This is a genomic window from Psychrobacillus sp. NPDC096623, assembly GCF_044762655.1.
Lineage (GTDB): Bacteria > Bacillota > Bacilli > Bacillales_A > Planococcaceae > Psychrobacillus.
Map to the genome: position 1 here is coordinate 245,533 of NZ_JBIWER010000004.1, position 26,101 is coordinate 271,633.

General features: G+C 38.3%; 27 protein-coding genes, 1 pseudogene and 1 other annotated feature. Of the genes and pseudogenes, 15 read left to right on the forward strand and 13 right to left on the reverse strand.

Features of this window, described 5'->3' with window-relative positions; all coding sequences use genetic code 11:
• Positions 1 to 107 precede the first annotated feature (107 nt).
• Positions 108 to 254 carry a hypothetical protein gene (locus ACIQX2_RS13355; protein WP_402851185.1) on the reverse strand — a complete coding sequence of 49 codons (147 nt, stop codon included), beginning with the start codon at positions 252 to 254 and terminating at the stop codon, positions 108 to 110.
• A 35-nt stretch (positions 255 to 289) separates the two neighbouring features.
• Positions 290 to 892 (reverse strand): LysE/ArgO family amino acid transporter, encoded by a 603-nt coding sequence (locus tag ACIQX2_RS13360; RefSeq protein WP_402851187.1) that lies wholly within the window; start codon positions 890 to 892, stop codon positions 290 to 292.
• Positions 893 to 1,069: 177 nt separating this feature from the next.
• Between ACIQX2_RS13360 and ACIQX2_RS13365 the strand changes: the two genes are divergently transcribed.
• The 3 genes from ACIQX2_RS13365 to ACIQX2_RS13375 all read left to right on the forward strand — a co-directional run bounded on the left by ACIQX2_RS13365 (position 1,070) and on the right by ACIQX2_RS13375 (position 3,950).
• Positions 1,070 to 1,660: a bifunctional transcriptional activator/DNA repair enzyme AdaA gene (locus ACIQX2_RS13365; RefSeq protein WP_402851190.1), complete on the forward strand. Its 591-nt coding sequence runs from the start codon at positions 1,070 to 1,072 to the stop codon at positions 1,658 to 1,660.
• Positions 1,647 to 2,159: a methylated-DNA--[protein]-cysteine S-methyltransferase gene (locus ACIQX2_RS13370; protein WP_402851193.1), complete on the forward strand. Its 513-nt coding sequence runs from the start codon at positions 1,647 to 1,649 to the stop codon at positions 2,157 to 2,159. The genes ACIQX2_RS13365 and ACIQX2_RS13370 overlap by 14 nt, the downstream gene beginning before the upstream one ends.
• Before the next feature lie 137 nt (positions 2,160 to 2,296).
• Positions 2,297 to 2,522: a binding site (T-box leader), on the forward strand.
• A 75-nt stretch (positions 2,523 to 2,597) separates the two neighbouring features.
• Entirely contained in the window at positions 2,598 to 3,950 is a 1,353-nt protein-coding gene (locus tag ACIQX2_RS13375) for a sodium-dependent transporter (RefSeq protein ID WP_402851195.1), read from the forward strand.
• 58 nt (positions 3,951 to 4,008) lie between these two features.
• On the opposite strand, the gene ACIQX2_RS13380 is transcribed toward ACIQX2_RS13375, so the two are convergent.
• The 4 genes from ACIQX2_RS13380 to ACIQX2_RS13395 form a co-directional block, all read right to left on the reverse strand.
• Positions 4,009 to 4,554 carry a DUF1541 domain-containing protein gene (locus ACIQX2_RS13380; RefSeq protein ID WP_402851198.1) on the reverse strand — a complete coding sequence of 182 codons (546 nt, stop codon included), beginning with the start codon at positions 4,552 to 4,554 and terminating at the stop codon, positions 4,009 to 4,011.
• Between the two features lie 31 nt (positions 4,555 to 4,585).
• Positions 4,586 to 7,012, reverse strand: a complete 2,427-nt coding sequence (locus tag ACIQX2_RS13385) for a heavy metal translocating P-type ATPase (protein ID WP_402851201.1) — start codon at positions 7,010 to 7,012, stop codon at positions 4,586 to 4,588.
• An 84-nt stretch (positions 7,013 to 7,096) separates the two neighbouring features.
• The gene (gene copZ / locus ACIQX2_RS13390) at positions 7,097 to 7,306 is read right to left on the reverse strand and encodes a copper chaperone CopZ (protein WP_402851203.1); all 210 of its coding nucleotides are present in this window, start codon (positions 7,304 to 7,306) and stop codon (positions 7,097 to 7,099) included.
• 15 nt (positions 7,307 to 7,321) lie between these two features.
• Positions 7,322 to 7,636, reverse strand: a complete 315-nt coding sequence (locus ACIQX2_RS13395) for a metal-sensing transcriptional repressor (protein WP_402851353.1) — start codon at positions 7,634 to 7,636, stop codon at positions 7,322 to 7,324.
• Between the two features lie 213 nt (positions 7,637 to 7,849).
• Here ACIQX2_RS13395 and ACIQX2_RS13400 point away from each other — a divergent pair, with 213 nt between their 5' ends.
• On the forward strand, positions 7,850 to 8,797 hold the full coding sequence (locus ACIQX2_RS13400; RefSeq protein ID WP_402851206.1) for a cation diffusion facilitator family transporter: 948 nt from the start codon (positions 7,850 to 7,852) through the stop codon (positions 8,795 to 8,797).
• A gap of 21 nt (positions 8,798 to 8,818) precedes the next feature.
• Positions 8,819 to 9,133, forward strand: a complete 315-nt coding sequence (locus ACIQX2_RS13405; RefSeq protein WP_093061765.1) for an ArsR/SmtB family transcription factor — start codon at positions 8,819 to 8,821, stop codon at positions 9,131 to 9,133.
• Between the two features lie 56 nt (positions 9,134 to 9,189).
• Here the strand turns inward: ACIQX2_RS13405 and ACIQX2_RS13410 are convergent, their stop codons facing one another.
• From ACIQX2_RS13410 to ACIQX2_RS13435, 6 genes are all read right to left on the reverse strand, one after another.
• Positions 9,190 to 9,906 carry a ZIP family metal transporter gene (locus ACIQX2_RS13410; protein WP_402851210.1) on the reverse strand — a complete coding sequence of 239 codons (717 nt, stop codon included), beginning with the start codon at positions 9,904 to 9,906 and terminating at the stop codon, positions 9,190 to 9,192.
• A 214-nt stretch (positions 9,907 to 10,120) separates the two neighbouring features.
• Positions 10,121 to 10,540, reverse strand: a complete 420-nt coding sequence (gene arsC, locus ACIQX2_RS13415) for an arsenate reductase (thioredoxin) (protein ID WP_402851212.1) — start codon at positions 10,538 to 10,540, stop codon at positions 10,121 to 10,123.
• Positions 10,541 to 10,559: 19 nt separating this feature from the next.
• A complete protein-coding gene (locus ACIQX2_RS13420; protein WP_402851215.1) occupies positions 10,560 to 11,870 on the reverse strand; it encodes an arsenic transporter in 1,311 nt (436 codons plus the stop codon).
• Positions 11,870 to 12,214, reverse strand: a complete 345-nt coding sequence (locus ACIQX2_RS13425; RefSeq protein WP_402851218.1) for an ArsR/SmtB family transcription factor — start codon at positions 12,212 to 12,214, stop codon at positions 11,870 to 11,872. Before ACIQX2_RS13425 ends, ACIQX2_RS13420 begins: the two co-directional genes overlap by 1 nt.
• A gap of 364 nt (positions 12,215 to 12,578) precedes the next feature.
• The gene (locus tag ACIQX2_RS13430; RefSeq protein ID WP_402851221.1) at positions 12,579 to 14,126 is read right to left on the reverse strand and encodes a right-handed parallel beta-helix repeat-containing protein; all 1,548 of its coding nucleotides are present in this window, start codon (positions 14,124 to 14,126) and stop codon (positions 12,579 to 12,581) included.
• A gap of 166 nt (positions 14,127 to 14,292) precedes the next feature.
• A complete protein-coding gene (locus ACIQX2_RS13435) occupies positions 14,293 to 16,752 on the reverse strand; it encodes a beta-glucosidase (RefSeq protein ID WP_402851224.1) in 2,460 nt (819 codons plus the stop codon).
• A gap of 498 nt (positions 16,753 to 17,250) precedes the next feature.
• On the opposite strand from ACIQX2_RS13435, the gene ACIQX2_RS13440 reads away from it, so the two are divergent.
• The 9 genes and pseudogenes from ACIQX2_RS13440 (at position 17,251) to ACIQX2_RS13480 (ending at position 23,970) form a co-directional block, all read left to right on the forward strand.
• The gene (locus ACIQX2_RS13440; RefSeq protein ID WP_402851227.1) at positions 17,251 to 17,394 is read left to right on the forward strand and encodes a hypothetical protein; all 144 of its coding nucleotides are present in this window, start codon (positions 17,251 to 17,253) and stop codon (positions 17,392 to 17,394) included.
• Positions 17,395 to 17,993: 599 nt separating this feature from the next.
• A pseudogene (locus ACIQX2_RS13445) lies at positions 17,994 to 18,344 on the forward strand (hypothetical protein); the annotation flags it as partial.
• A gap of 256 nt (positions 18,345 to 18,600) precedes the next feature.
• The gene (locus ACIQX2_RS13450; protein WP_402851230.1) at positions 18,601 to 18,945 is read left to right on the forward strand and encodes a hypothetical protein; all 345 of its coding nucleotides are present in this window, start codon (positions 18,601 to 18,603) and stop codon (positions 18,943 to 18,945) included.
• A 401-nt stretch (positions 18,946 to 19,346) separates the two neighbouring features.
• On the forward strand, positions 19,347 to 20,312 hold the full coding sequence (locus ACIQX2_RS13455; protein ID WP_402851233.1) for a VanZ family protein: 966 nt from the start codon (positions 19,347 to 19,349) through the stop codon (positions 20,310 to 20,312).
• Positions 20,313 to 20,484: 172 nt separating this feature from the next.
• Complete coding sequence (locus ACIQX2_RS13460; protein WP_402851235.1) at positions 20,485 to 20,877, forward strand: hypothetical protein; 393 nt, start codon at positions 20,485 to 20,487, stop codon at positions 20,875 to 20,877.
• 91 nt (positions 20,878 to 20,968) lie between these two features.
• A complete protein-coding gene (locus ACIQX2_RS13465; RefSeq protein ID WP_402851237.1) occupies positions 20,969 to 21,199 on the forward strand; it encodes an ATP-dependent Lon protease in 231 nt (76 codons plus the stop codon).
• Between the two features lie 462 nt (positions 21,200 to 21,661).
• Complete coding sequence (locus tag ACIQX2_RS13470) at positions 21,662 to 22,213, forward strand: sigma-70 family RNA polymerase sigma factor (protein WP_402851239.1); 552 nt, start codon at positions 21,662 to 21,664, stop codon at positions 22,211 to 22,213.
• Between the two features lie 3 nt (positions 22,214 to 22,216).
• Complete coding sequence (locus ACIQX2_RS13475; protein WP_402851241.1) at positions 22,217 to 22,639, forward strand: PadR family transcriptional regulator; 423 nt, start codon at positions 22,217 to 22,219, stop codon at positions 22,637 to 22,639.
• Positions 22,636 to 23,970 (forward strand): FtsW/RodA/SpoVE family cell cycle protein, encoded by a 1,335-nt coding sequence (locus ACIQX2_RS13480; RefSeq protein ID WP_402851244.1) that lies wholly within the window; start codon positions 22,636 to 22,638, stop codon positions 23,968 to 23,970. The genes ACIQX2_RS13475 and ACIQX2_RS13480 overlap by 4 nt, the downstream gene beginning before the upstream one ends.
• A gap of 432 nt (positions 23,971 to 24,402) precedes the next feature.
• Here the strand turns inward: ACIQX2_RS13480 and ACIQX2_RS13485 are convergent, their stop codons facing one another.
• Positions 24,403 to 24,870: an immunoglobulin-like domain-containing protein gene (locus tag ACIQX2_RS13485; protein ID WP_402851247.1), complete on the reverse strand. Its 468-nt coding sequence runs from the start codon at positions 24,868 to 24,870 to the stop codon at positions 24,403 to 24,405.
• A 407-nt stretch (positions 24,871 to 25,277) separates the two neighbouring features.
• Between ACIQX2_RS13485 and ACIQX2_RS13490 the strand changes: the two genes are divergently transcribed.
• Entirely contained in the window at positions 25,278 to 25,904 is a 627-nt protein-coding gene (locus ACIQX2_RS13490) for a nitroreductase family protein (protein ID WP_336499480.1), read from the forward strand.
• Positions 25,905 to 26,101: the final 197 nt, after the last annotated feature.

The window sequence follows — 26,101 nt, forward strand, 5'->3', positions numbered from 1 at the left end:
ATTATAGTGGTGAAATATGGCGATGCTGAAATATTGCTTTGGAATGGAGACAACAAAAAGCCCACTCTGGTCAGGTATATTACCTTAATGGGCATAAAAAACGAAAATTATTTATCTAATTCTTTTTTAAGTGTTTCTATCTCTATTATTAAAGCAGTTACTAATACGATTTGCTCAATTGGCTTGGATAGATTTAATAATTGTTTGGCTATTTCCCTTTTTTCTAGCAATTTCCCTTGTTCTAGCCTTGTCATTCATTTAACTAACTAATCCCCTCCAAAACCTACCTTTAAAATAGACCAATCAGTAGATAAATAGCTGTTCCCCAAATAAAGATTGCTGAACATTTATTAAATAAAATGAATATTTGACCTGAAATGTTTATTTTTTTCAATGTTGCACCTAAAACTGCTAAGCCGAAAAACCAAATCCAAGATATAAAGACACAAGCAATGGTAAAGAAAAGTAATTGTTGACCACTATACTTTACAGCACTTGTCCCAATTACACCGATAATATCTAATAATGCATGTGGATTAAGGAAGGACACGGAAAGTGCAAAAACAATTTGCTTCTTCAAAGGTAATGCTTCTTTTCCTGATAGGTTCATTGCTTCCGAAGACCAAATCACTTTTCCCATATATAAAAGGAATAGAATTCCTGCAACTAACAAAACAATCCTTAGCCATTCAAATTGCAAGACGATTAATGATAATCCTAAGATGGCGAGTACGATTAATACTGTGTCACAAATTGCTGCGGTTACCACAGCAGGAAGTGATTTAAGCAGGCTTGGTTGAGTAACTCCTTGCGTGAAGACAAATACATTTTGTACTCCTAACGGCAGTATAAGACCAAATGCCAAGAGGACACCATGAATAATAGGTTCCATCTTTTCAGCTCCTTTCTTCTCTATCATACCTATGATATAAATAAAGAAAAAGTCCACTTGAATAATTGAATTTCCTATTACTTCAAATAAATATTTCGTTATCTTGCTTTTACATACCAAAAACTCTTATTAACGAAGAAATCCGTGTATACTACACATATAAAAGAGGTGATTCCGATGACTTACAATCAAGAAGTCATGCGATTGACTGATGAACGTTGGCAAGCAATTACGCATAATGATCATTCGTATGATGATATTTTTATTTACGCAGTAAAATCAACGGGTATCTGCTGTCGACCGTCTTGCAAATCGAGGGACCCTAAAAAAGAGAACGTTCGCATCTTTAAGGACGTGGAAGAGGCGTTAACGGAAGGGTTTCGTCCTTGTAAACGGTGCAAGCCTGTTGGTATACGTTTGCCAGAAGAGGAATGGGTAGTCCAAATACAAGAATATATAAACTCGAATTATCATGAATCACTATCATTGGAAGTATTAGCAAATATATGTCATGGAAGTCCCTATCATTTACAGCGAACATTTAAGAGAATTATTGGGTTGACGCCTACTGAGTACATACAGCAAGTACGAATTTCAAATGCGATGAAAGAACTTACCGCACATAAGAAGTCTATTGCAGAAGTCGGTTTGGCTGTAGGGCTCCCCAATACAACCTATTTCATTACTTTTTTTAAAAATAGAATCGGCCAAACGCCTAAACAATATCAAAAAACGATGATGGAGGTCCAAAAAAGTGGAGAAAAGTAGGGAGAGTATTGTGTATTGGATGTTGTTAAATTGCGGACCATGGACAATGTACATCGCAGCAACAAAGGAAGGTCTTTGTTATGTCGGTTCACAGCTGGCACCATTTGAAGAACTTTCTAAATGGGTGAAGAAGCGACTCCCTGCCTATGTACTTTTGGAGGATAAGTATGTAATGAAACCATATGCAACAGAATTGACGGACTACTTAGAAGGACGAAGGAAAAAATTCACATTGCCCATGGACCTTCATGGTACTGCTTTTCAACAGGCTGTCTGGAAGGTGTTGCAGGAAATTCCTTTTGGTCAAACGGTTTCGTATTCGGATATTGCAGAACAGATTCAAAAACCGAGTGCAGTTCGTGCTGTTGGGACTGCAATTGGTGCTAATCCTGTATTAATCACCGTTCCTTGTCATCGTGTCATCGGCAAAAGTGGAAAATTGACTGGATACAGAGGCGGTTTAGAAATGAAAGAACTACTATTAGGGTTAGAAAAGTAGTTACTCCGAATAGGATAGTAGGAACAACTCGAAGAGGATTAGTTTACAGACGTAATATTTCGAATACTTGCTTTTTAATAAATCGGTTGACCTATAGGTGTTATCAGACTATAATTTCGTTTAATACATTTTATAGCAAATGAGCGACGAAGAGAACTTTATTAAGCCGGTCTCCCTGTTACAAGAGAATCAGTGGTTGGTGAAAACTGATACAAAGATTTGGTGAATTTCATTCTTAGAGCTTTTTTATACTACATTATGCTTAATGTAGTGTAAAACGGATTAAACCGTTATTTTACCAAGTGGGAAACATAGCTTTGTTTCCAATTAGGGTGGTACCGCGTGAAAAGCCACGTCCCTATCGTAACAGATAGAGACGTGGCTTTTTTGACTTTTATTCTATAGAAGACATAATAAAAATGGATTGGAATGGTTAGTTTGCAAAAAACAGAACAATGGTCATCAAAGGTTGGCTTTATCTTATCAGCTGCAGGATCAGCTATTGGAGTAGGTGCAATTTGGAAGCTACCTTACGTTACAGGTATAAGTGGAGGAGGGGCCTTCTTTCTTCTATTTATCTTATTTTCTTTGTTTATGGGCTTCCCTTTATTATTAGCTGAGTTTGTTATTGGAAGAAGTACGCAAAAAGAAGCAATTAGTGCGTATCGTAGTCTTGCCCCTAATACTAACTGGCATTGGATAGGAAAGTTAGGTGTCTTCACTAGTTTTCTTCTGTTGTCTTTCTATAGTGTAATTGGTGGTTGGATTTTAATATATTTTGCAAAAGGTCTTTTTGGCGGAATTATTAGCGAAGGGGCAGATTATGGGTCTGTCTTTAACATAACGATAGGAAATCCTTTCTTGGTTATTATTGCTCAATTTGTATTCTTAGCTATTACTGTTTTAGTGGTAGCAAAAGGAATTCAAAATGGAATTGAGAAAGTAAATAAAGTTTTAATGCCAGCTTTATTTGGATTATTTATCATTCTAATCATCCGCTCTCTTACATTAGATAATGCTATGGAGGGTGTTAAATTCTTTCTAGCACCTGATTTTTCGAATATCACTTCTCAAGGCATACTTTTTGCGATGGGCCAAGCCTTCTTCTCTTTAAGTGTCGGCGTATCAGTGATGGTTACTTATAGTTCGTATCTTTCTAAAAAAGAAAGCTTAGTACAACCAGCTATTTCAATTGTATCCATGAATTTATTAATTGCTTTATTGGCAGGTTTAGCGATCTTCCCAGCTGTATTCTCACTTGGACTAGAACCAGCTGAAGGACCAGGTTTGCTATTTGTCGTATTGCCAGCTGTATTTGATCAAATTGTTTTTGGAGAAGTGTTCTTAATAGGTTTTTTAGCATTATTTTTGTTTGCTACATTAACTTCTGCCTTTTCTATGTTAGAGATTATTGTGGCCTCTTTAGTTAAAGATAGACAAGAAAAGCGAACAAAATATGCTTATGTGATAGGTCTATTAATATTCTTAGTGGGAATCCCTTCCGCATTGTCCTATAGTGTTTTTGCTGATATTCTAATTTTCTCTAAAAGTCTATTTGATTCTGCCGATTATTTAGTTAGTAATATTTTAATGCCATTAGGAGTACTGTTAATCTCCATTTTTGTCTCACATAAGATAGAAAAAAGCACTTTACGAGAGGAGCTATTACAGCATTCTCGTTTAGGGGCAACTGCATTTAATGTATGGTTCTTTATAATGAAATTCATCATTCCGTTAGTAATTATCATCGTATTCCTTGACGCAACTGGCTTACTGGATAAAATAAAATAAACTAAAAGAGCTTATTCTCTAAGGGAATAAGCTCTTTTAGTTCTTAAATTATCTACATTTATTTAACTGATAGTTCACTTTCCGTTACCCATTTGTGATTTTTCACTAGTTCTCCGCCTGTAGTTGGAGTGTAATCTACCATGTATACAGTAGTTTTTTCTGCCGAATCAATTTCTGCAGTAGCACCTTCCATACCAGACATATGATCAGCTTCAATAGTAATTTCTGTTCCTGGTTCTAGCGTTTTCTCCCCAGCGTCTTTAATCTCTTCTTGAATGACCCATTTATGATTTTCCACTCTTTCTCCACCAGACGTAGGTGTATAAGAAATGACATAGGCAGTTGTATCATAGGCGCCGACAATAGTTGCCTCTGCACCCTTCATACCTTCCATATGATCTGTTTCCAGACTAGCTTTACTTCCCACCTCAAAAGTAGGATTATCCGCTACTGTCAAGCCCTCAGGAAGCTCGCCTGTACTAGAGTGGTCCATATTCGAGTGGTCCATGTTTTCATGTGTACTCGTTTCCTTGTCATCACCAGCACATGCCGACAACGTAAATGCAGCAACCAATGAAATGATTCCTATAACTACTTTTTTCATCGTTATCCTCCTCAATCGAAGCTATAATATCTCAACGTACATGCTTTTCAAGTTTTACCTTTTGTAGACGTAATGCGTTCAATACAACGGATACAGAGCTGAATGCCATTGCTGCTCCGGCTACCCAAGGTGCAAGTAAGCCTACTGCTGCAATTGGTATACCTAATGTGTTATAGCCGAACGCCCAAAATAGATTTTGTTTAATATTTCTCATTGTCTTACGGCTCATAATTATTGCATCCGCTATGCTATTTAAATCACCTCGGATCAATGTAATATCTGCAGCTTCCATCGCAACGTCAGTTCCTGTACCAATGGCCATCCCGATATCAGCAACTGCTAGAGCTGGGGCGTCATTAATACCATCTCCAACCATCGCAACCTTCTTGCCAGCTGCTTGAAGTTTTTTTACTTCTTCCGCTTTTCCTTCAGGAAGTACTTCAGCAATAACATGATCAATTCCAACCTCTTTACCGATTGCAGTTGCAGTACGTTGGTTATCACCTGTCATCATAATCACTTCAATATTCATCTCGTGTAAACGTTCAATGGCTTTTTTAGAAGTTCCTTTAATCGTATCTGCAACCGCAATTAGTCCGGCATACTGGCCGTCAATACTTGCGAGCATGGCTGTTTTCCCATTAGCCTCTAGTTCTTCCATAGTTGTTAGTATGCTAGATATTTCGACGTTATATTTATTCATTAGCTTCCGAGTGCCTACAAGAATTACTTTCTGATCAACAATTGTTCTTACTCCATAACCAGGAATTGCTTCAAACTCCTGAGCTGTCTCAAATAGAATGCCTCTATCTTGAATTCCTTTTACAATTGCTTCTGCAAGAGGATGTTCTGACTGTTTTTCAGCTGCTCCGATTAAAGATAGAAACTCCTCTTCAACTACGCCACTCGCTACAATTACATCCGTCAGTTCTGGTTTACCGTTTGTGACTGTACCTGTTTTATCAACAATAACTGTATCAATATGGTGAGTAGTTTCTAAATGCTCTCCACCTTTAAATAGGATGCCGAACTCGGCTGCACGACCTGAACCAGCCATAATAGAGGTTGGTGTTGCAAGTCCTAGTGCACATGGACAAGCAATTACAAGAACAGCAATTAGAGCTTCCAAGGCAGGAGTTATTTCACCAGGGTTCACCCATATGATCCAAACTAAAAAAGTGATAATCGCAATACCTATTACAATTGGCACGAACACACCCGAGATTTTATCTGCAAGTCTTTGAATAGGCGCCTTTGAACCTTGTGCATCCTCTACCACTTTAATAATTTGGGCAAGCGCAGTATCTCTTCCGATTTTTGTAGCTTTCATTTTAAGAAAACCATTTTTATTGATTGTTGATCCGAACAATGCATCTCCGACTGCTTTGTCTACCGGAATACTTTCGCCGGTTAGCATGGATTCATCGACAGCGGTGTTTCCTTCTAGGACTTCTCCATCGACCGGTATCTTTTCGCCTGGCTTTACTAATATTGTGTCTCCAGTTACAACTTCTTCAAGTGGTATTTCTATTTCAGTTTGATTTCTTAATACTAAGGCTGTTTTAGCTTGTAGTCCCATAAGCTTTTTAATGGCTTCAGAGGAACGCCCTTTCGCTTTTGCTTCAAACAGTTTCCCTAATATAATTAACGTGATGAGCACCGCACTCGTTTCAAAATAGAGATTTGCTGTATGATGTTCACCTGTAGTAATAATAGCTTGATAGACACTATAAAAATAGGCTGCCGATGTACCCATTACTACTAACACATCCATATTGGCACTTCCATTTCGCAAAGCTTTATATGCACTTACATAAAACTGGCCTCCTATGATAAATTGAACCGGTGTTGCTAAAGCCATCTGCACCCACGGATTCATAAGGAATTCTGGCATAAAGATAAACGACGTGAATGAAAAATGGCCGACCATTGTCCATAATAATGGCAGTGATAAAATCGCTGAGATGATAAACTTTCTTTTTTGCTTTTGAATAGCTTTCTCGCGGTAATCAACAGCTTCTTTTTCGTCTTCTTTATTGATTGCTCCATACCCTAGTTTTTCCACTCGACCTATAATATCTGAAACAGAAATCTGTGAAGGATTATATTCTATAGTTGCATTTTCCAGTGCCAAATTAACGTTTGCAAAGGACACACCCTCTAGCTTGTTAAGACCTTTTTCAATCCGTGTTGCACAGGCTGCACAAGTCATTCCAGTAATGGCAAATTCCTTATTTTCCTTGGCAACACCATAGCCCAAATCCTGAATTTTCTTTTCCAAGTCTCCATTACTCAATTTTTGAGAATCATATTTAATCAAGGACTTTTCCAGCGCCAAGTTTACATTTGCTTGTTCTACCCCGTCCATTTTATTTAGCCCTTTTTCAATTCGCGTTGCACAAGCAGCGCAGGTCATACCAGTAATTTGTAGACTAGTTTCTTTTATTTCACTACTCATCTTATTTTCACCTCTCCTTTGCATACTACCAGGGGGTATAAATTTATGAAAGAAAGAGAGTGCCTTCATAGCACTCTTTTCTGCTTAGACTACATCGTATCCTTGATCATCAATTGTTTCTTTAATCACATCTAGTGATACTTTATCTTCTTCAAATGAAACGTCCACTTTTCCTGATTCTAAATGAACTTTTACTTCATTTACTCCATCTAACTTTCCTACACTTTTCTCAACAGAGCTAACGCAGTGACCACATGACATTCCTTGTACGTTTAAGGTTACTTGATTTACCATTTAAAATTCCTCCTCTTATTTTTTCATTAATTTTTGAATTGTAACTAACAGTTCATCTAGTACTTCCTCGTCACCTTCCGCTAGCCTATCCACTACACAGCCTTTTAGATGACCTTGCAAAAGTACTTTTGCTACACTGTTTAGAGCAGATTGAGTTGCAGAAAGTTGGGTAATAATATCATCACAATAGACGTCTTTGTCTACCATTCCTTTTATTCCTCGAATCTGACCTTCAATGCGATTTAATCGATTCGTTAAATCTTTTTTTACATAGTCGGGATGATGACTTTTTCTACAAGAATGATCAGATGTGATTGTATTCTCTTCCATTACACTATCCAACTATTCAACCTCCTATTTCTTCTTACTTTTATATTACAGTACCTATAGGGGGTATGTAAAGCGTAATGCTAAGTTTAAGAAAATATAGTTTAACCCGCAGATATAAAGTTGACATAAAATATTAAAGAACATAATATGTTTATATGAATATATTGTCATATACCGTTTTAATAATTATATAATAATAGTGGAGGGATTTATATGGCGGATAATCATAACCATGCACATGGCGCAAATAAGAAAGTGTTACTGATCTCGTTTTTAGTTATTACTAGCTATATGATTGTTGAAGTAATAGGTGGATTTATGACAAACAGTCTAGCTCTTCTTTCAGATGCTGGACATATGCTAAGTGATGCAGTATCACTCGGGGTTGCCCTATTGGCATTTACGTTTAGTGAAAAAGCAGCAAATGTTAGTAATACCTACGGCTATAAACGTTTTGAAATTCTAGCAGCAGTATTCAATGGGGTAACGCTGATATTAATAGCACTCTATATTTTTTATGAGGCATTTCAACGTTTTACTAACCCATCAGCCATAGCAACTACCGGAATGCTAGTTATTAGTAGTATTGGGTTAGCTGTAAATATTCTTGTAGCTTGGATTATGATGCGTGGCAGTGATACAAAAGGCAATTTAAATATGCGTGGGGCATTTCTTCATGTGATTAGTGATATGTTAGGCTCTGTTGGCGCTATTATTGCAGCTCTTTTAATCATGTTTTTAGACTGGAATTGGGCTGATCCACTAGCAAGTGTCATTGTCGCCATCCTTGTTTTACGCAGCGGTTACTATGTGACAAAAGCTTCCTTACATGTATTGATGGAGGGCACTCCTCAAAATGTAAGTGTAAATGACATCATTAAAACAATTGAACAGACAAAGGGAATAATGGGCGTTCATGATTTACACATCTGGTCTATTACAAGCGGGTTAAATGCACTTTCTTGCCATGTGGTGGTCGAAGAACAAATGACGATTGCAGAAGGCGAAAAGATACTACGTAAAATTGAACATGATTTAGAGCATAAAAATATTCAGCATGTGACGATTCAACTAGAAACTGCTGCCCATAGACATGATAATTCCATTTTATGTACTGCAAAAGCAACTGAGGCTAATCCCCATGCACATCACCATCACTAAACTATGGAGGTTTTGAAAAGTATGCGCGAAGAAGTACAAACTAACACACATGAATTGGATGAAGAAACTCTATTTGTCGTATCTCAGACGTTTAAAGCATTAAGTGATCCAACACGTATTCGCATATTAAATTTACTTTGCTGTAACGAGCATTCTGTGAATGATATTGCAGAGGAACTAAATTTAGGTCAGTCGACAGTATCCCATCAACTTCGCTTTTTAAAAAATTTACGTTTAGTAAAGTTTCGACGTGAAGGAACTACCTTGTACTATTCAAGCGATGATGACCATATTATGAATCTATTGCATCAGGCTATTGATCATGCAAAACATTAATAATAAATGTTCTCTTCAACTAAAAACTTATGTTACTTTTTTACGTATTAATAAGGTTACAAAAGAAAAAAGTAGAATCCAATGCAACCAAAGCTGATAATAGCAATTAATAATACATGCGAAGTATCCTTTATGGCTTCTATAATTACTTCCTTCACAATGATCATATAGATTGTACCTGCAGCAAGACTAATTGCAAACGACCAAAAAAGAGGATTGCCAGTGCCTAATGTACTTCCGAAGTAAGCTCCAATCCCTACAGGAGCTGCAATAATCAGAGAGAAAAATAACCATGACCATATCCCATGACCGGCCACATACAAAAGAGTAAAGACTATTATGCCTTCTGGTACATTATGAAGAAGAATGGCTTGGAGTAACGAGTATTCTAATGATGTATCTCTTGTAGAACCCAAAACAATTCCTATCGGTAAATTGTGAAATGAAATGCTTAGTATTAATAGTATGCCTGTTTGTATAGAAAAACTCTTGTTTTGACCCGTCGTTGTTCCAAACAAGATTTTCAATGTTTTGTGGGCGGCTTCAAACAATATGATCCCTACAAAAAAGCCCAGGATGAAGGTAATCCAATTTCCTAGTTCTATTGCTTCTGGTACAATTTCAAAACTTAATACACCAAGGGTTAGCCCCACACAAACACTGTAAATGAAATCTGTTTTTTTCTGAAAACCATTAATGCTCCATGCTATAACCCCACCTATACTAAAACCAATTGCAGTACACAAATAACCAATGACCCATATGTAAGACACTAAACCATCCTTATGATTTGTTTTTATTTTATATGGGTTTTCTTAAGCATTTATGAAGAGGCCCTAAAAATAATATTTAAGTCTAAAGGAGTAATAAAAACGAACCTAAAGTTTCAAGTTCGTTTTTAATCTTCGCATTTCACCATTTAGATACTACAGTATGATTGAATAGGATTTTGTGTTTGAAGAATATGATTTTTTTCCAAACACTAAATTATCTTCCCGTCTCCGCAAAATGCTTGATTCTTTCTCCAACTTCATCACGAACTCGTTGGAAGGTAGCCCACTTCTCTTCATATGTTCCCTCAGCTTTAGCAGGATCGTCAAAGCCCCAATGATCACGTTTCACGGGTGGTGGTGCCATTGGACATTTATCTGCAGCATCCCCACAAAGCGTAACTACAAACTCTGCATTATTTAATATTTTCATATCGATGATATCTGAAGTTTGATTAGAAATATCGATTCCAATCTCATTCATCGCCTTAACAGCATTTGGGTTTAAGCCATGAGCTTCAATACCTGCACTCAAAACTTCCCACTCATCACCTAAATATTTTTTCCCCCAGCCTTCTGCCATTTGGCTTCTGCATGAATTTCCTGTACATAAAAAGTACAGTGTTTTTTTAGACATAAACAGTAATCTCCTTTGGTTAGAATAATTTTAACGAAATATATAGACCTAATAATGTAATAAATAGAATAGGGACTGTTAAAACAATACCTGTTTTAAAATAAGTTCCCCAAGATATCTTCACACCTTTTTGGGATAAAACATGAAGCCATACTAGTGTTGCAAGTGAACCTATCGGAGTGATTTTTGGTCCTAAGTCAGATCCAATGACGTTAGCATAAATAAGTGCTTCACGGATTGTACCAGAAGTATTCGTTTCTGCAATCGCTAAGGCATCGATCATCACGGTCGGCATGTTATTCATTAGGGATGAGAGGAAGGCTGCGATGAAGCCCATCGATATCGTAGCTACGAATAATCCCTGTTCTGCAGCGACTTCAATAACACCAGCAAGAACGCTCGTCAGTCCTGCATTCCCCAGTCCGTAAACAACCACGTACATACCAATGGAGAAAAACACAATATTCCATGGCGCTCCTTTAATAACTGCTCTTGTATCAACAGCACTACTTCTTCTCGCCATAGCGATGAAGAATATCGCTACAATTCCAGCTACTATGGAAACAGGTACCTGGATGAATTCACTACTAAAGTAACCGATAACTAATATAGCAAGTACATACCATGAAAGATGAAACATTTTTATATCTTTAATAGCTTCTTTTGGTTCTCTAAGTTTTGATAAATCATATGTCCTTGGAATGCTTTTTCTAAAATAAAATAATAATACGCTAATAGTTGCGATCAGGGAGAATATGTTAGGAATAACCATTCTTGAAGCATATTCAACGAAACCGATATTAAAGAAATCGGCAGAAACAATGTTAACAAGGTTACTAACAACAAACGGGAGCGAAGTTGTATCTGCTATAAACCCACTCGCCATAATAAATGGGAAAATCATTTTTTCATTGAAATTCAAGTTCCGAACCATTGCTAAAACAATTGGAGTTAATATTAACGCAGCCCCATCATTCGCAAAGAAGGCAGCCACAATAGCCCCTAACACACTCACATAGATTAACATCTTAATCCCATTACTTTTCGCAGCTCTTGCCATATGCAAGGCAGCCCATTCAAATAAACCAATCTCGTCTAAAATCAAAGAAATGAGGATAATTGCAATAAAGGATAATGTTGCATTCCAAGTAATGTCTACTACTTCCATGACATCATTAAAACCAACTACCCCTACTAATAACGCAATAATGGCTCCTCCACAGGCCGACCAACCGATATTCAGACCTCTTGGTTGCCATATAACGAAGATAAGCGTTACTAAAAAAATCATTGCTGCTAAAATAACTGGTGACAAAATACTAACCTCCATTAATTACATGAGATACGTAATCCCTGCTGTTCTAATTCCTGTAGTTTAAAATCCTGGTTCGGAAGATGATCAATCAAGCTTTGGACAAATGGAAGAATATCACTTTCCTTGTTTATTGAATAGATAATCCATTGACCTCTTCTTGTTTCACATACCAATCCAGCGTCTTTTAATTTCCTTACGTGCTGACTAATAGCAGGCTGACTTACCTTAAATATTTCAACAAATTCACAAACACAATAATCGTTTGTATCTAACATTTTGAGCATGGTTAGCCTTGTTTTGTCACCTAACAACTTCAATATTGTGGCCGCTTTTTCAATTTCTATTGTTGAAATTCCCATGAGGTACCTCCTTACACTCATAAACGATTATTATATAAGCATTTACTTATATAATAATCTGCTTATATAATGATTTCAAGTTTATTTATAAAGAGCAAAAAAGTTGAACAATCTGTCTATCCTAACATTTTAAACCTCATTTTTTTCTAAAGTAATGAATACTCGTATGGACCATTCCATGGAATTCCTTCCAACTTCTTATTATGTTTATAGCTGGCGTTCACAGTTTCTACGGAAACATATCTGAGGATGTAAAAAACGCTTAGAGAAATATTCTCTAAGCGTTTTCATGTTATTTACAATTAGAATCTAAATTCGTTGTTTTCTAATCATAGGATTTGCTGTCAAACCATTACCTCACGGACTAGAAGTCGACCTTCCGACTTACCTCAATTCCATCTTTCACCCTCAGCTCTGCTCCGTCTATGCCATCGACGATGTTTTCGATCATGCTGAGGTCCTCCCCTGCATCGATCCTGATGCCGTTGGCTGCCTGTCGAATGACGTTGCCCTCGATCTTGATGCTTGAGGGGATTCCTGTGCCCCGTCCGGCAGTACCGCTGTCCTCACTGAGACGGATTGCCCAGAATCCATCAGTTCCTCCAGTGATCCGGTTTCCGCGTAACTCTGTACCAGGTGCATTGCGGACCTCAATACCGGTCTTCGAATTCTCGTCGCCGGTAATACTGTTGTCCTCGATGATGGTGTCTGGAGTACCCAGAATGACAAGGATTCCTTGACGATTTCCTATCAGGTTATTAGAGTACACCCAGTTTCCATGTCCTGAAGCGTCGTGCTTGTTCTTCGACCCGCCTGAATTGCCCAGCGCGATACCCGCCTTCTTCCCTCCAATAATCGTGTTGTCCCTGATTTCGTTCAAGTATTCACCCTCGCCGTGCAGATCTATGGCATCGAGATGGCTACCGACGATGGTGTTCTCCGCCACGAGATTATTGTGTGTGGGAAACTGCAACAGAATAGCGTGCCGCAAATTTTTGCCATCGAAGGTATTGCCGATGACGACGTTATGCCGGGAATCGTTGGAGGCATCCGGGTTGTTCTGATCTGCTGAGCCCTCGATCGCGATGCCGTAGCCCTGTCCGCCGGGGCCGATGGCAGTTGCCTCACTAATGTGGTTTTTAGTGAGTGTAACTTCCCGACTGGCCTTGACAGAGATGCCATGGCGCTCGAACCTACGGATCCCCAGGTTCTCCACCAAAACTCGGGAGCTACTCTGCCCTTCGTGAGCTCCAAGGTAAATCCCGTACATCGGTCCGCCACCCGCGTCGCCGTTATCGGGGTCGTCACCGAGTTGACCCGCATAACGGGAGGTGACAGTGAAGTCAGAGACGATAACATCCTGAACGCCAGAGCCACGGATTACCCTGCTGTCATCCTCGCCGTCAAGGGAGGTCATCAGCACGGTACTCTCCTGGCCCTCTCCTCGCAGGTCTACGCCGCTGCGCAACACGATGTTCGCCGACCCGTCAGCTGGATCAGTGGTCCGCAGATCATACGTGCCGGCCGGCAGCAAGACCTCGTCACCCGGTGTGGCTGCGTCCAATGCCGCACGTATAGCTGCTGCATCATCTGATGAGTCTGGTTCCGGGTCTGCCCCGAAGTCTGTGACACTTAGGGTCTTGCCAGTTACCGTACCTGGCATCTGCACCTCAATCGGTGCGCCAGACCGGTCCACCAAGCCCGGGTCCTCCCAGTCTCCATGTTCGGTCGGGGCTGGTTCCACAGCTTTCTCTTTCTCGATCGGCCCATCGGATTCCTCGACAGTATCTTCGGTCTCTACCGGCTCCTTGGATTTCTCGACGGTGCTTACGATTAAGAGGATCACCAGGCCAAGTGCCACAAATCCTAAATACAATAGACCTCGCCGGCTATTTCGAACAGATTCCTTCATCAGACTTCTCACGTCCTTCCTTGTCTCTTTTCATCTCTCACGTCACCCATGGATGCGTCCAGAAAAGGAGTGAGCCCGCGAGCTCGGCAATTCATGCCGATGCCCGCGGGCTCACTATATTCGGAATGCCTGACGACCTCTACCGGATCGGGGCCATCCCTTGGCCTTAACGCTGGGAGTTGTTGTTTCCTTTGTTCCCTTTATTTCCGTTATTTCCATTATTACCTTTTGCCTTGCCCTTGTTGTTGTCCTTGCTGTCTTTGAAGTTCAACGGAACAGCCTTTTCTAAAGGAGTGTCTGCTGAAGAACCTCCAACATGCACGCCATACTTTCCATCAACAGTTGCCCACTCGCCATCTGCCCAGTTTGCAAGGTTATCCGGTTCTTCCGGAACGAAATAGGAGAACGGGTGGTTAGAGTCTGCATGGTTAATACGTACAGTCACACGCTCGCTCTCACCAGGCTCAAGGTCAACCTTCTCGAAGTTGACAAGACGTTTTGTAGGTTGTCCTGCCTCATCCGGAAGTGTTAGGTAGACCTGTGCCGCTTCTTTACCGGCAACGTCACCAGTGTTCGAAATTGTGAAGGACACGTCAATACCTTTCACCGAGCCTTTATCTTGGACCTTCTTCACTTTAAGTTTGTCATATTCGAAAGTTGTGTACGACAGACCATATCCGAATGGGAATACTGGCTTCACGTTGTTTGCTTCGTACCAGCGAAAGCCCATTTCTAGACCTTCTGTGTACTGAGCGATTAGCTGATCAGAACCATCACCATAAGGACCAGGTCCACCAACTTTACCAGTATCTTGACGAGTTCCAGGGTACTGCTCTTCAGTCGCGAAGGCAGCTTCACGTTCAGTAGCACCGAATGTCATCGGCAACTTACCGGACGGGTTAACCTTACCATAGAGAAGGTTAGCGACGGCATTGCCATCCTCCATACCTGGGTACCAAGCTTGAAGAACTGCAGGCACCTTATCCAACCACGGCATAATTGACGTACCGGAAGTTTTCAGTACCATAACAGTATTCTCTGGATTAGCTTCCATAACTGCGTCAATAACTGGCTCCTGCTCAGCCAAGCCCGATTTGAGGTTTAAGGCTGGGAATCCGAGAGTATCACGGTCCACTGTCTCATGCGGGTTGTCGCCGACCATTAGAAGCACGACATCGGACTCAGCAGCTAACTTGGCAGCAGCTTTCGGATCACTGCCATTGTTGTACGTCACTTTAGTGTTGTAACCCAACTCTTTGATAACATTCTCTAAACCTTCTTGTGGTGTGACCGTATATGGAGTCACTACATAATCATTGTCGTCACGAACAGAGCGAGGTGACATCTTTGCCGCTCCAGCGAACGTCTCAATGCCGATCAACGCGATTGACTTTGGCTCACCGTCCAGTGGCAGGAAGCCGTTGTCGTTCTTTAACAGCACGGAGCCTTCCTCGGCCATCTTCAGTGCGCTTGCGCCGTTAGCCATCGGATCGACGATTTCAGGCATAAATTTGTCGTAAGGCTCATCCATGTGGCCAAACTCGATCATCTTGATGTAACGCGGACGAAGTAGATTGTCGATGTCGTCCTCAGTTACTGCCCCTGAGTCAAGAGCTTTTTGGATCTTCTCTTGTGTGTAATACTGTGGTGTCCAGTCAAGTTCGACATTCGTACCCGCTTTGATAGCAGCCACTGTGTCGTGAATTGCACGACGGTCACTCATTACATAACCGTCAAAACCCCAGTTTTTACGTAGCGCATCTTGTAGAAGTTCAGAACTGTCACATGCATAAGTACCGTTAACATCCGGGAATGAACACATCACGGAAGCTGGGTCAGCATCTCTAACGGTCATCTCGAAAGGCAACATGTACAACTCGTTCATAGCCTTTGAAGGAACTTGGACACCCATCGTCCAACGCTCAGTTTCCTGTTCGTTTCCAGCCATGTGCTTGAGTTGTACCTGGACTCCCTGGTCCTGGATACCCTTTGTTTGCTCAATCGCAAGGATACCTGTCAAATAAGGGTCCTCACTGAAGTACTCATAGTTCCGGCCACCGTACGGGTGACGGATGAGGTTCATACCTGGTCCGAGGAACACGTGATGCGCGAAAGCTCGTGTCTCCTCACCAAGGATTCGGCCGGCCTCATAGTTTAGCTCGCGGTCGAATGTCGCAGCCAAACCTGGGGTAGACGGAAGACCTGTTGCCAATGGGTCATTGTGACACGATCCGCCCTTAACACCCGTACCACCATTAGTCATACGTACTGTAGGGATACCGAGTTCCTCGATCCCTTTGATTTGCCGGCCTGTGTCTTGAAACTCACACCCTGGAAGTGTACCTTGTGGAGCGAATTCGCCGTTCATATACTTACTAGTTCCGCCTCTTTTGATGACAACCGGCTCACCTTTGTCATTCTCATTGAAGCGCGAGATAGCAATTTGCTGCATCTTCTGGTCCATCGTCATCTCATCAAGAAGCAGCTCAGTGCGCTCCTCAGCAGACAGCTTGGTGTTCATCCAGGGATTGGTCCCTTCCGTTCCATTGTTCATTGCATTAGCAGGAACTAACGAAGAGGTAGCGATGGTTGCTGTCAAAAAAATTGCAATAATTCGTTTTATCATCTTAAATTCTCCCTTACTATCTACTTGTCGATTAGTATTTTAATATAATTTAATTTTTCCACTTGTCCTCTCTTGCTAACTAATCCGTGTATAAGTATAGAAGAAAACTATTACGCTAGTATGAACGTTAAATTACAGAACTATAACAAAAATAGCGATAATAGTAACACTCCTAAAGTCCCTAAAATGGTATTTAAACACTGTAGCAAGCAATAATTTTCGAAAAAAAGGTTAAAATAAAACTTAATGCTCATTATAATTTATTATTCTAAATATAATAAATCAGATGAAAGAACCGAGTATTTATTCTCCTGCTTGTTTGTAACGAAGTGGGATTTTTCTTCGACTAATTAAAAAATCTTAATAAATGTGGAAATAGAATGGAAAAAGCTTCGTTTGGATTGGATGTATTACATTAATTTTTACTATGTTGGTTGGCTGTTCAAGTGACTAAACAGAGAAAGATATACTAAAGTAGAAGTAAAAGAAGAAATGTTTATGGTAAACGAGGATAAAAGAAAAGAAAATATCTTTGAAATTCCTGTAAGTGCCAGTGCTCAATTTAAAATAGGACAAAAAGTTGAAGTCACCATATATTCCAATACAACCGAACCGCAGATGTCTGGGACTCCAAAAACGTGAAATTTGAAATTGACATATTAGAGGAATAAATCTTGTTTGTTTCTTGGAATTAAGATTTTATTGTTCTTCATGATACATTACCCAATACCATGTCCAATAAAGCGAAAGGATGGCTCTCTGAAAGCCTTATCCCATACGAGAAAGGAGAAGGTTTGTTTTATATTAACTCGTAATTTAGTTCATTAATAAAAATAGACTAAGAGCTTTATGCATCTTTTCTTTCCAACATTTTAAGTGATGATTAGATTGTAACTAACTTCATTACTTGAAAAAACCTCAAACTTATTTCATAAAAGAAAATAAGCTAATGTTCTAAAATTTTTTTCCTTTGTCTCCAAACCAGTAGATAGCACCTATGACAAAACAGAAAATAAAGAATATCAAGGCGAAAAACGCCATAATAACAAGACTCAAACTCATCAACTCCATTCTCAGAAACAGTTATTGTTATTAAATTTCATCTTTCAGAATCATATTTACGCTAAATATCATTAGGAGGTGGAAAAGTGAACATCTGAACAACAATAGATAATTTCTTCATTAGTTCAGTAGAAGGCACATTATATTGATAGTATTTTCTAGGGAACTTATGCAGCGAACTCACATTTATAATGGAATACGGAAAACACACAAGCGATTTTACACCCTTCGTTATCGACCAACCCGAGGATAATTTAGATAACCAATATATATATAACACTTTAGTCTCCAGTCCTAGAAAAGTTAAAAATTACAGACAAGTTATTATTGTCACTCACAACTCGACCATTGTTACTAATGCTGATGCTGAACAAGTCATAGTTTTAGAATCAGATGGTACAACAGGTTTTATAAAAAAAGCGGGTTATTTAAGTGACAGTAAAATAATGAAATTAATATTAGTCCATTTAGAAGGTGGAGAAAAAGCATTTGCTGATAAACGAGCTACTTATTCAGCTATTCTTAAATAGTTTAAAAATTAGGCTATGTTAAAGATTGGTCTGGTGCACCTACCCTATATCTAATAAGTTTGTGAAGGAATGTACTTAAACTAACGCAGCAGGTTAGTTCAATAATGATTCTTTTTGCTCGTCTAATTCGGATGCAATATAAAAATCATACCTTTTTGTATTATATAACAATTATAGAATCATAATTTCTTTTCCTACTTTATAACAACTCCAATCGATAAACTATTTATAAAATTATTCAAAGGGGTTTATGCTGATGCCGACGATACCAGAATCAATACAGCCATCAATCATTTATGTTACATTCGCTTATCAAATTTGTTTATTCCTATTTGTTTTTTTTAGAATTGTCGTTTTTAATTTCGCTCTAAAAAAGATTAAACACCCACTAAGTATCGCTTACGATATTTCTCTTTTTGTCATCACAACACTTTGGTTACTTTATCTAGAATTACAAGACTTTATTGATTTACAAGGCTTTATTAGCGACCCTTATGATTCCCCTATATTCTTATTTGCTGGTTCAGCCTATTTCGTATCAATATTCGATTTTATATACAATTATTTTTCATATAAAAAAATAAAATCCACGAATTTGTAAACTCGTGGATTTTTTTCTTATCACTTGTAAGGTACTTACCCAATAGCAGTCCACTGACAATCAGTGTAAATATTTGTACTTCAACTAACGGGTGCTTTAGTTTAACAAGACCGTCATTTAGATGGTATATTTTTATCCAAAACTTCAAGTAGATCTTAGACATCCATTGTGAAATGTTACACTTAAACTAACGCGGCAGTTTAGTTGAAGAACCATATTTGTTAAATTTAAGGAAAAGGAAGAAAAGTTGAGGCAAGAGATATGTATGAATTTAAAGATGAGTTCGAGGGAAGAGAAAAAAATTTACATTTTTTTATTTGTTATCTCTGTTTTAATAATTACATTCATTGAGATTTTTGAATTGGGAATTGAAATATATGCTTCAAGAGAGAGGTCTTCATATGAGCCAGGGATATGCTCGAAAAGCAACCAGAAACGTAATGATTGTTTATACTGCAATCATGTTATACTTCCTCTATTTCGGATTTGACCGAATAAATAACATTCAAAACGGGACAAGAGGGTATAATCTTGTACCCGATAGCATTCCGTTATCTTTGCCGTTGGGAGGGCTGACCTGGTTCTGGTTTTATAACTTTGCAAACTTTGCTGCGTTCTTACCTTATGGAATGTTCGTTCCGCTAGTCGCACGTATCCGGTTTCTCTCGTTTCTAGGATTGTTTTTCATAATAATCTCGATTCTTGAAACACTGCAGTGGGCGACCAGGCTGGGAAGTTTCGATATTAACGACATTCTCACAAATTTGCTGGGGGTTACTGTCGGGTATCTGGCTCAGCTGTGGGTGCCTCGTCGGACTGGCACCTTGAAGTTTCTAGGGAAGGTTTTTGCTGCATCGGCTCTCCTCTCATTCTCAACGATCACCGTCGTACATGGAGTGAATTATTGGGTTGAAAAGGCAACAAGCGTTGAGGCGGGCAGAGAGGTTGGGATTGACATCCTTCCGGTCAAGGATAGTCCGGCATTATGGGATTCTAGCTTCGGCGTCTTTGAAGTCGGCAATCAACCAGTGGAGCCGCAAGTAAATTTGTATAGCAGAGAAAACCCCGGATCCAGGAGCGTTACGTACGTACTGGATGGGAAGTATGTGACCTTCTCCGGTTACATGGGCGTCCCGGACGACATAAATCAGGGCAATAGTACGGTTATCATCGCCTTGGACGGTGGTGAGGGCGGCATGGATACGATCACCTTCAGCGGAACGGGAAGCAGTGACATTCGTTATTTTGAAACCGACGTACGCAAGGTGAGAGAGATTACAATAACGGTTAGGAATGAAGACGAAAAACTAAATACAAACGTCTTGCTATGGGATCTAATCCTCACAGAAATCAAGAACCGCCAATAGAATATTTCACTCTTTATCCTTATTCAACTAACGGGTGCTTTAGTAAAATATGGCCATCATTACGATGGTCTATTTTTATGTTCAATCCATTAAGTTGATCTCAGAGATGCATTGTGTAATGTTACACTTAAACTAAAACGGCAGTTTAATAAAATAAAATGGGGGTGAATTTTTGAAAAGAAACAAAGTAATTATTTTCATTATATCTGTGATTTTTTTATTGTGCTTAGCGTGGATTTTATTTCCTAATAAAAGTGCAGAAGTAAAAAGTTTCACCTATGAGATAGAGGAAAACAATGAAGAACTTATTATTGAAGTTAACTATCAATTCACTAACAATACAGGCAATTTTAGTTATGCAACTATTGTTTTAGACAGTTTTTTTTATCAACGACTTAAGAATCCAGAATCTATTGAACCCATTTTTTTAAACGGTGGAGTATCTGGTTATACAAGAATAATTATTAACAAAGAGGACTTAACTTCAGACTTTATTGAATCGTTAAAATCAAAGGAAAGAAATCCTTTTCATGCTATAAGTATAGGTGAAGAAATTAGTTTGTAATAACTTAACTAACGGGTGCTTTAGTGAAAGAACGTTGAGCTGCTAGATGGCTCTTTGTGGAATACAGGTAGGCAGATTAAGGGGGAGTTTTGTGAAGTTATTGTTATCCATCCTATTAGCTGGTCTTTTAGGTATCTTGGTTTTCCTCGGTACTATTGGAATCTATATCTTATGTGCAATTATTGTCGGAGTCATTTTTAGGTCATTTATTTTAATTAATGAGATCCATAAACAAGTAGTACCAGCCAATAGCAATGACAGGGTGAAAGAGGCGTACGAAAGATATATAAAAGACAGAGACCAAAAAGAAACAGAAAATTAATGTATGACGATTTTCAACTAACGGGTGCTTTAGTTAAAAAATGGCTGCCTGTAAAGGTAGCTTTTTCTTATTGAACTAACGGGGCAGGTTAGTTGAAGAGTGTTTTTTAACTTGTGTTAAACAATCGGGCCATATTGTTTAATAACAATTATTATGCAAAGTAGATATTGTGGAGGTTTACACTTAAACTATTTGGTAACGGTAAATGCAGATTTACAACAATATGCAATTCTGATTAGAACTGTTGTAATTACAGTTCCTTCTGAGAAATAAGGGATCATTAGTCGAATAAGTAGTCTTAAAAGCGACCTAACCTACCTACAACATTTTGGAACAATCTGATAAGAGGTTGTTCCTTTTTCCACTTATACCCTAGAATACAGACGGTCATAAAAAAATTATATTTTTTCAAACCGAATGAAGGGTAGCTTCGTCTAAGATATATGAGGGGGTGACAACTAGATGAATGAACTAAACCAATTGGCGGTGACAGATGAAATGATGCTGGATGAGCGTGAGCAGATCATTGATCAATTAATGCGTGAATACAGCGATCATATCCTGCATCTTGTATATACATATGTAAAAAACCGAACCATAGCAGAAGATTTAGCACAAGAGATATTTATAAAGTGTTATGAAAAATTAAATCAATTTAATCAGCAGTCAACAATAAAAACTTGGCTATATCGCATTGCGAGTAATCATTGCAAGGACTATTTAAGAAGCTGGCATTATCGCAAAATAACGCTTAGCAATAAAGTATTTGACCATATCCCTTCTAAGTCAAAACAGGTGGAAGAAGAGGTTATCAAGCATAGTGAAGAAAATAGCTTAACGAATGCCGTCATGAATTTGCCTCTAAAGTACAGAGAAGTCGTATTTCTACATTATTATGAAGAACTGTCTTTAAAAGAGATAAGCAAGATTACTTCAGTAAATATAAATACATTAAAAACGAGATTAAAGCGTGCGAAGGAATTATTAAAAGACAAGATGATAGAGGAGGTTTAGGAGATGAATGATCCATTTAAGAACCTGAAGAGTTCGATGGAAAAATCAATATTCAAGGATTTTTCTTTTTCTAATGAAAGAAAAAATGCCGTGCGTGAAGCCATTCGTACGAATCAGCAATCACAATTTTATACAGAAACCATTATAGCTATATTAGAATCTGTGCAGCATGAATCAAAGGATGGCTACAATATTTCCGTCCAACTTTTTCAAAAAAATGAACGTGCTTTCCAAAAAAATGAAGGGCAGCTTTATACACTGCTACATCTATTAGAAAATAAAGAAATGCTTACTTCAAATTGGATAAATAACAAGAAATATTATTCTTTAAACTCCAAAGGTAAAAAATACTTAGCTACTTATAAACAAGATACCACTAAACAAGGATTATCCCTTAATCCCTTCATAACGGAGGCGTCTTTATGAGTTCTCCCAAATTTGAAGAATTTTTAAGCAAAGTCACTTCCAAAGTCAAATCTACGGAGGCCCACAACAGGATAAAAAAAGAGCTTACTCATCATCTGCAAGAGTTAAGTCAATCTTACAAAAAAAGAGGATTTTCTGAAGAAGATTCAGATGAAAAGGCCATTCAAGAAATGGGAAACCCATTTATTATTGGAGAGAAATTAAATCACCTTCATAAGCCAAAAATGGATTGGATTCTAATTGTTTTATTTGTTATTTTTGCTAGTATCAGTTTTCTCCCGTTAGTTGGTGGAATTCCTGGGATTTCATCATCAATCACCCATATTATGGGGAGACAAGCTATCTGGTACTCCTTAGCTGCTCTTGTGATTATTGGGTTTCTTTTCTTTAATTATCAAAAATCAAAGAATTGGTGGATGCACTTTTATGCTATCGGCTTGTTCATTCACGTATATCTCTATTTATTTGGATATACGGTCAACGGAGCAAAAAGATGGATTTCACTTCCAGGTCTAACGGTCGATGGCACTATATTGAGTTTATTTTTCTTTTTCCTGGCTTGGGCCGGTATTTTTAACAAAATAAATGAGTTTCGCAGTTGGAAAAAACAAGGATTTCTTCTTGTTTTATTTTGGATTCCCATATTGCTCTACATGATAGTGCCAAACTTTATGGTTGGGGTCATTTACTTTTTCTGTTTACTAGGAATGTTTACATTTGCACGTGTTCATAAGAAATTAGCTATCAACCTAGTCGTATCAAATCTCGTGGCTGGTATCATCTTCATCATTATGATTATTACTACGACCTCACACCAAAGTTATTTTCTTACTAGATTATCTACTTTTATAAACCCAAATGCCGATCCAAATGGAGCCGGATATATGTATATGGTCGTTAGGAATGTCCTTGCAGAAGCGGGATGGTTCGGTAACGGACTTAATAATCATTTGAAATTTCAATTGTTGCCAGAATCACATACAGATTTTGCTTTCCCCTTCCTCGTCTATTCTCTTGGTTGGACATTCGGAATCGGTATTTGTTTGGTTCTGCTGATTTTTATTTTAAGAATCTCAAAAAATGCATTTAAAACAAAAGATCTTTATGGGAGATTAATCGTAATCGGTGGTGCTGTATTATTTGCCGTTCCTACTACTTGGAATATATTGATGGCCTTTGGAATCGTGCCCATCATGGAAGTTTCCCTGCCGTTTATTAGTTATGGTGGAAGTGCAATCCTCTTTTACGCTGCTGTTTTAGGGTTCATTTTAAATGTTTATCGAAGAAAGGATATTGTAGAACCCACGATAGCAGATGATATAAACATTTAAAGTAAAAAATCTGAATGATGATAAAAAGGGCGACAGCTAAATAATAGTTGTCGCCTTTTTCTTAATCTCGAAATACCGGTAATTTGATGAAATAATTGGTTTTATTAATGAGAACAAATTTAGTTATTCCATAAAAGGGCGCAATTGTTGAATAAGCTTACTTTTCTTCTTCAACTAACGGGTGCTTTACTTCAAGAAGGAGTAAAGCTTTTTTTCTTATTGAACTAAAGAGGCAGTTTAGTTGAAGAAGAAAATTAGTGGGGTTAGATAATACTTTAATTTACCGGAGTAATGTTCAGGTTAAGAGTTGTAAATCTTTTTTCAACTCTTTTTTCTTTTATAAAAATAAACCATAAGAAACATAATCATTCATCACGTTTCCAATTGAACAAGCTGACTTCATATCTAAAGCAGCTCGTTCTATCATATATCTTATTTCACTGTAAAGACTACGGATAATTTTTGCTCGTCTATTTGTTTAATCACACGGTACGTTCCTTTTTCTAAATCTCTCAAGAGAATATGTTCAGAAAAAGAATCGTTCGGTTCTACGTGGATTTCTATTGTAGGTACTGCTTGTTCATAATAAAGTGTTTTCCAGTTTTCTCCATCCATTTTTTCGAAATAAGCACCATAACCGGTTCTTAATTCTGCAGCGCCCAAGTTTTTCAATGTAAGCTTCATCTTATCCCCGGAAGAATAAGAGTTTGTATCTATATCAAGTCTGGCATTTATCTCAGTGGATGGCATTTCCCCTTGGTGTGTTTCCTTTAACTGCTGCGGGATATCGTTAGGAATCTCCACCGGTTTTGCAGAACTTCCATTTCCGGTATCTACCGTATTACATCCAACTAATGCTAATGTTAATAAACTAATACACATAATGATTATTTTTTTCATTTTATCACTCCTCACTTAGTTGTCGAGACAAAAATAAAAAGGTTACAGTTTTTTCAAAAAAATACTTTGTGATAAGATACACTTAAACTAACGGGTGCTTTAGTTAAACAAGAGGTTGCCTGTAAGGGTAGCTTTTCTTATTGAACTAACGCGGCAGGTTAGTTGAAGAAATGTTCCTAGTTTAAATGGAGGAAGGTTCCATCTCTCTGGTAAAGGCTAGGCTTATAAATGAACTTGTTGAAAATTGTTAAGTATTTTTTATGGAGCTCCCTTTTGCGCCTGACGGATTGCTTTGGCATCGGTGAAGAAGAAGTAAAACTTTGTTAACTATCCATGAGCATAATTATTGTTTACTTCTTTATAATATGGGTACAATACGTGAGTAAATTCTATAAAGAGGTGACAACATGACGCATAAATCAACTACAGAACAAACAATTTCAGTTCAACAAGCAATTGAATCAAGGCACAGTATTCGCCAATTCATTCAGCAACCGATTCACCAACAAGATATTGAAAACATTTTTAAGCTTGTGCGACTATCCCCAAGCGCATGGAATCTACAGCCATGGCGATTTCATGTGGTAACTGATGTTGATCTTAAGAAAAAGCTTGAAGAAGCTGCTTATGGTCAAAAACAAGTTACATCTGCTCCAGCAGTAATTGTCGTAACTAGTGATATGGAAGATGTGCTTGCCAATATAGCTGACACTGTCCATCCAGGACTTTCTGGTGAGCGAAAAGAAGAAGAAGTAGCGAATTTGTCAGCTTTCTTTAACGGAATGAGTGTTGAAGAACGTGGCCAATGGGGGTTAACTCAAACCAACATTGCATTCGGTATCCTGATGACAGCTGTGCAAGGTTATGGGTATGCAAGCAATCCCATGCTAGGCTTCGACCAGGAAAAAGTAAGGGAATTATTAAATCTTCCCAAGCATGTTCTATTCGCAGGGATTCTTCCAATCGGAAAACCTAACGGTGAGGGATACCCTCATCACCGTTTTGATATAGAAAAGATTGTTAAATTCCATTAGAGAAATATCTCTGATTATTATTATTTTTTCACTTAGTACAAAAAGCCGGCTACTTGGTTTGCCGTCAACATTGGCACAGCTGTTGCAATAGGTTTTTTCGGAAAATCGAAAAGGAAAAAATAAAAACGTTTCTTCATATTGAAGAAACGTTCTTTTTTTACTAATTTTACCAACGGGTGCTTTAGGGAATTTCGTTG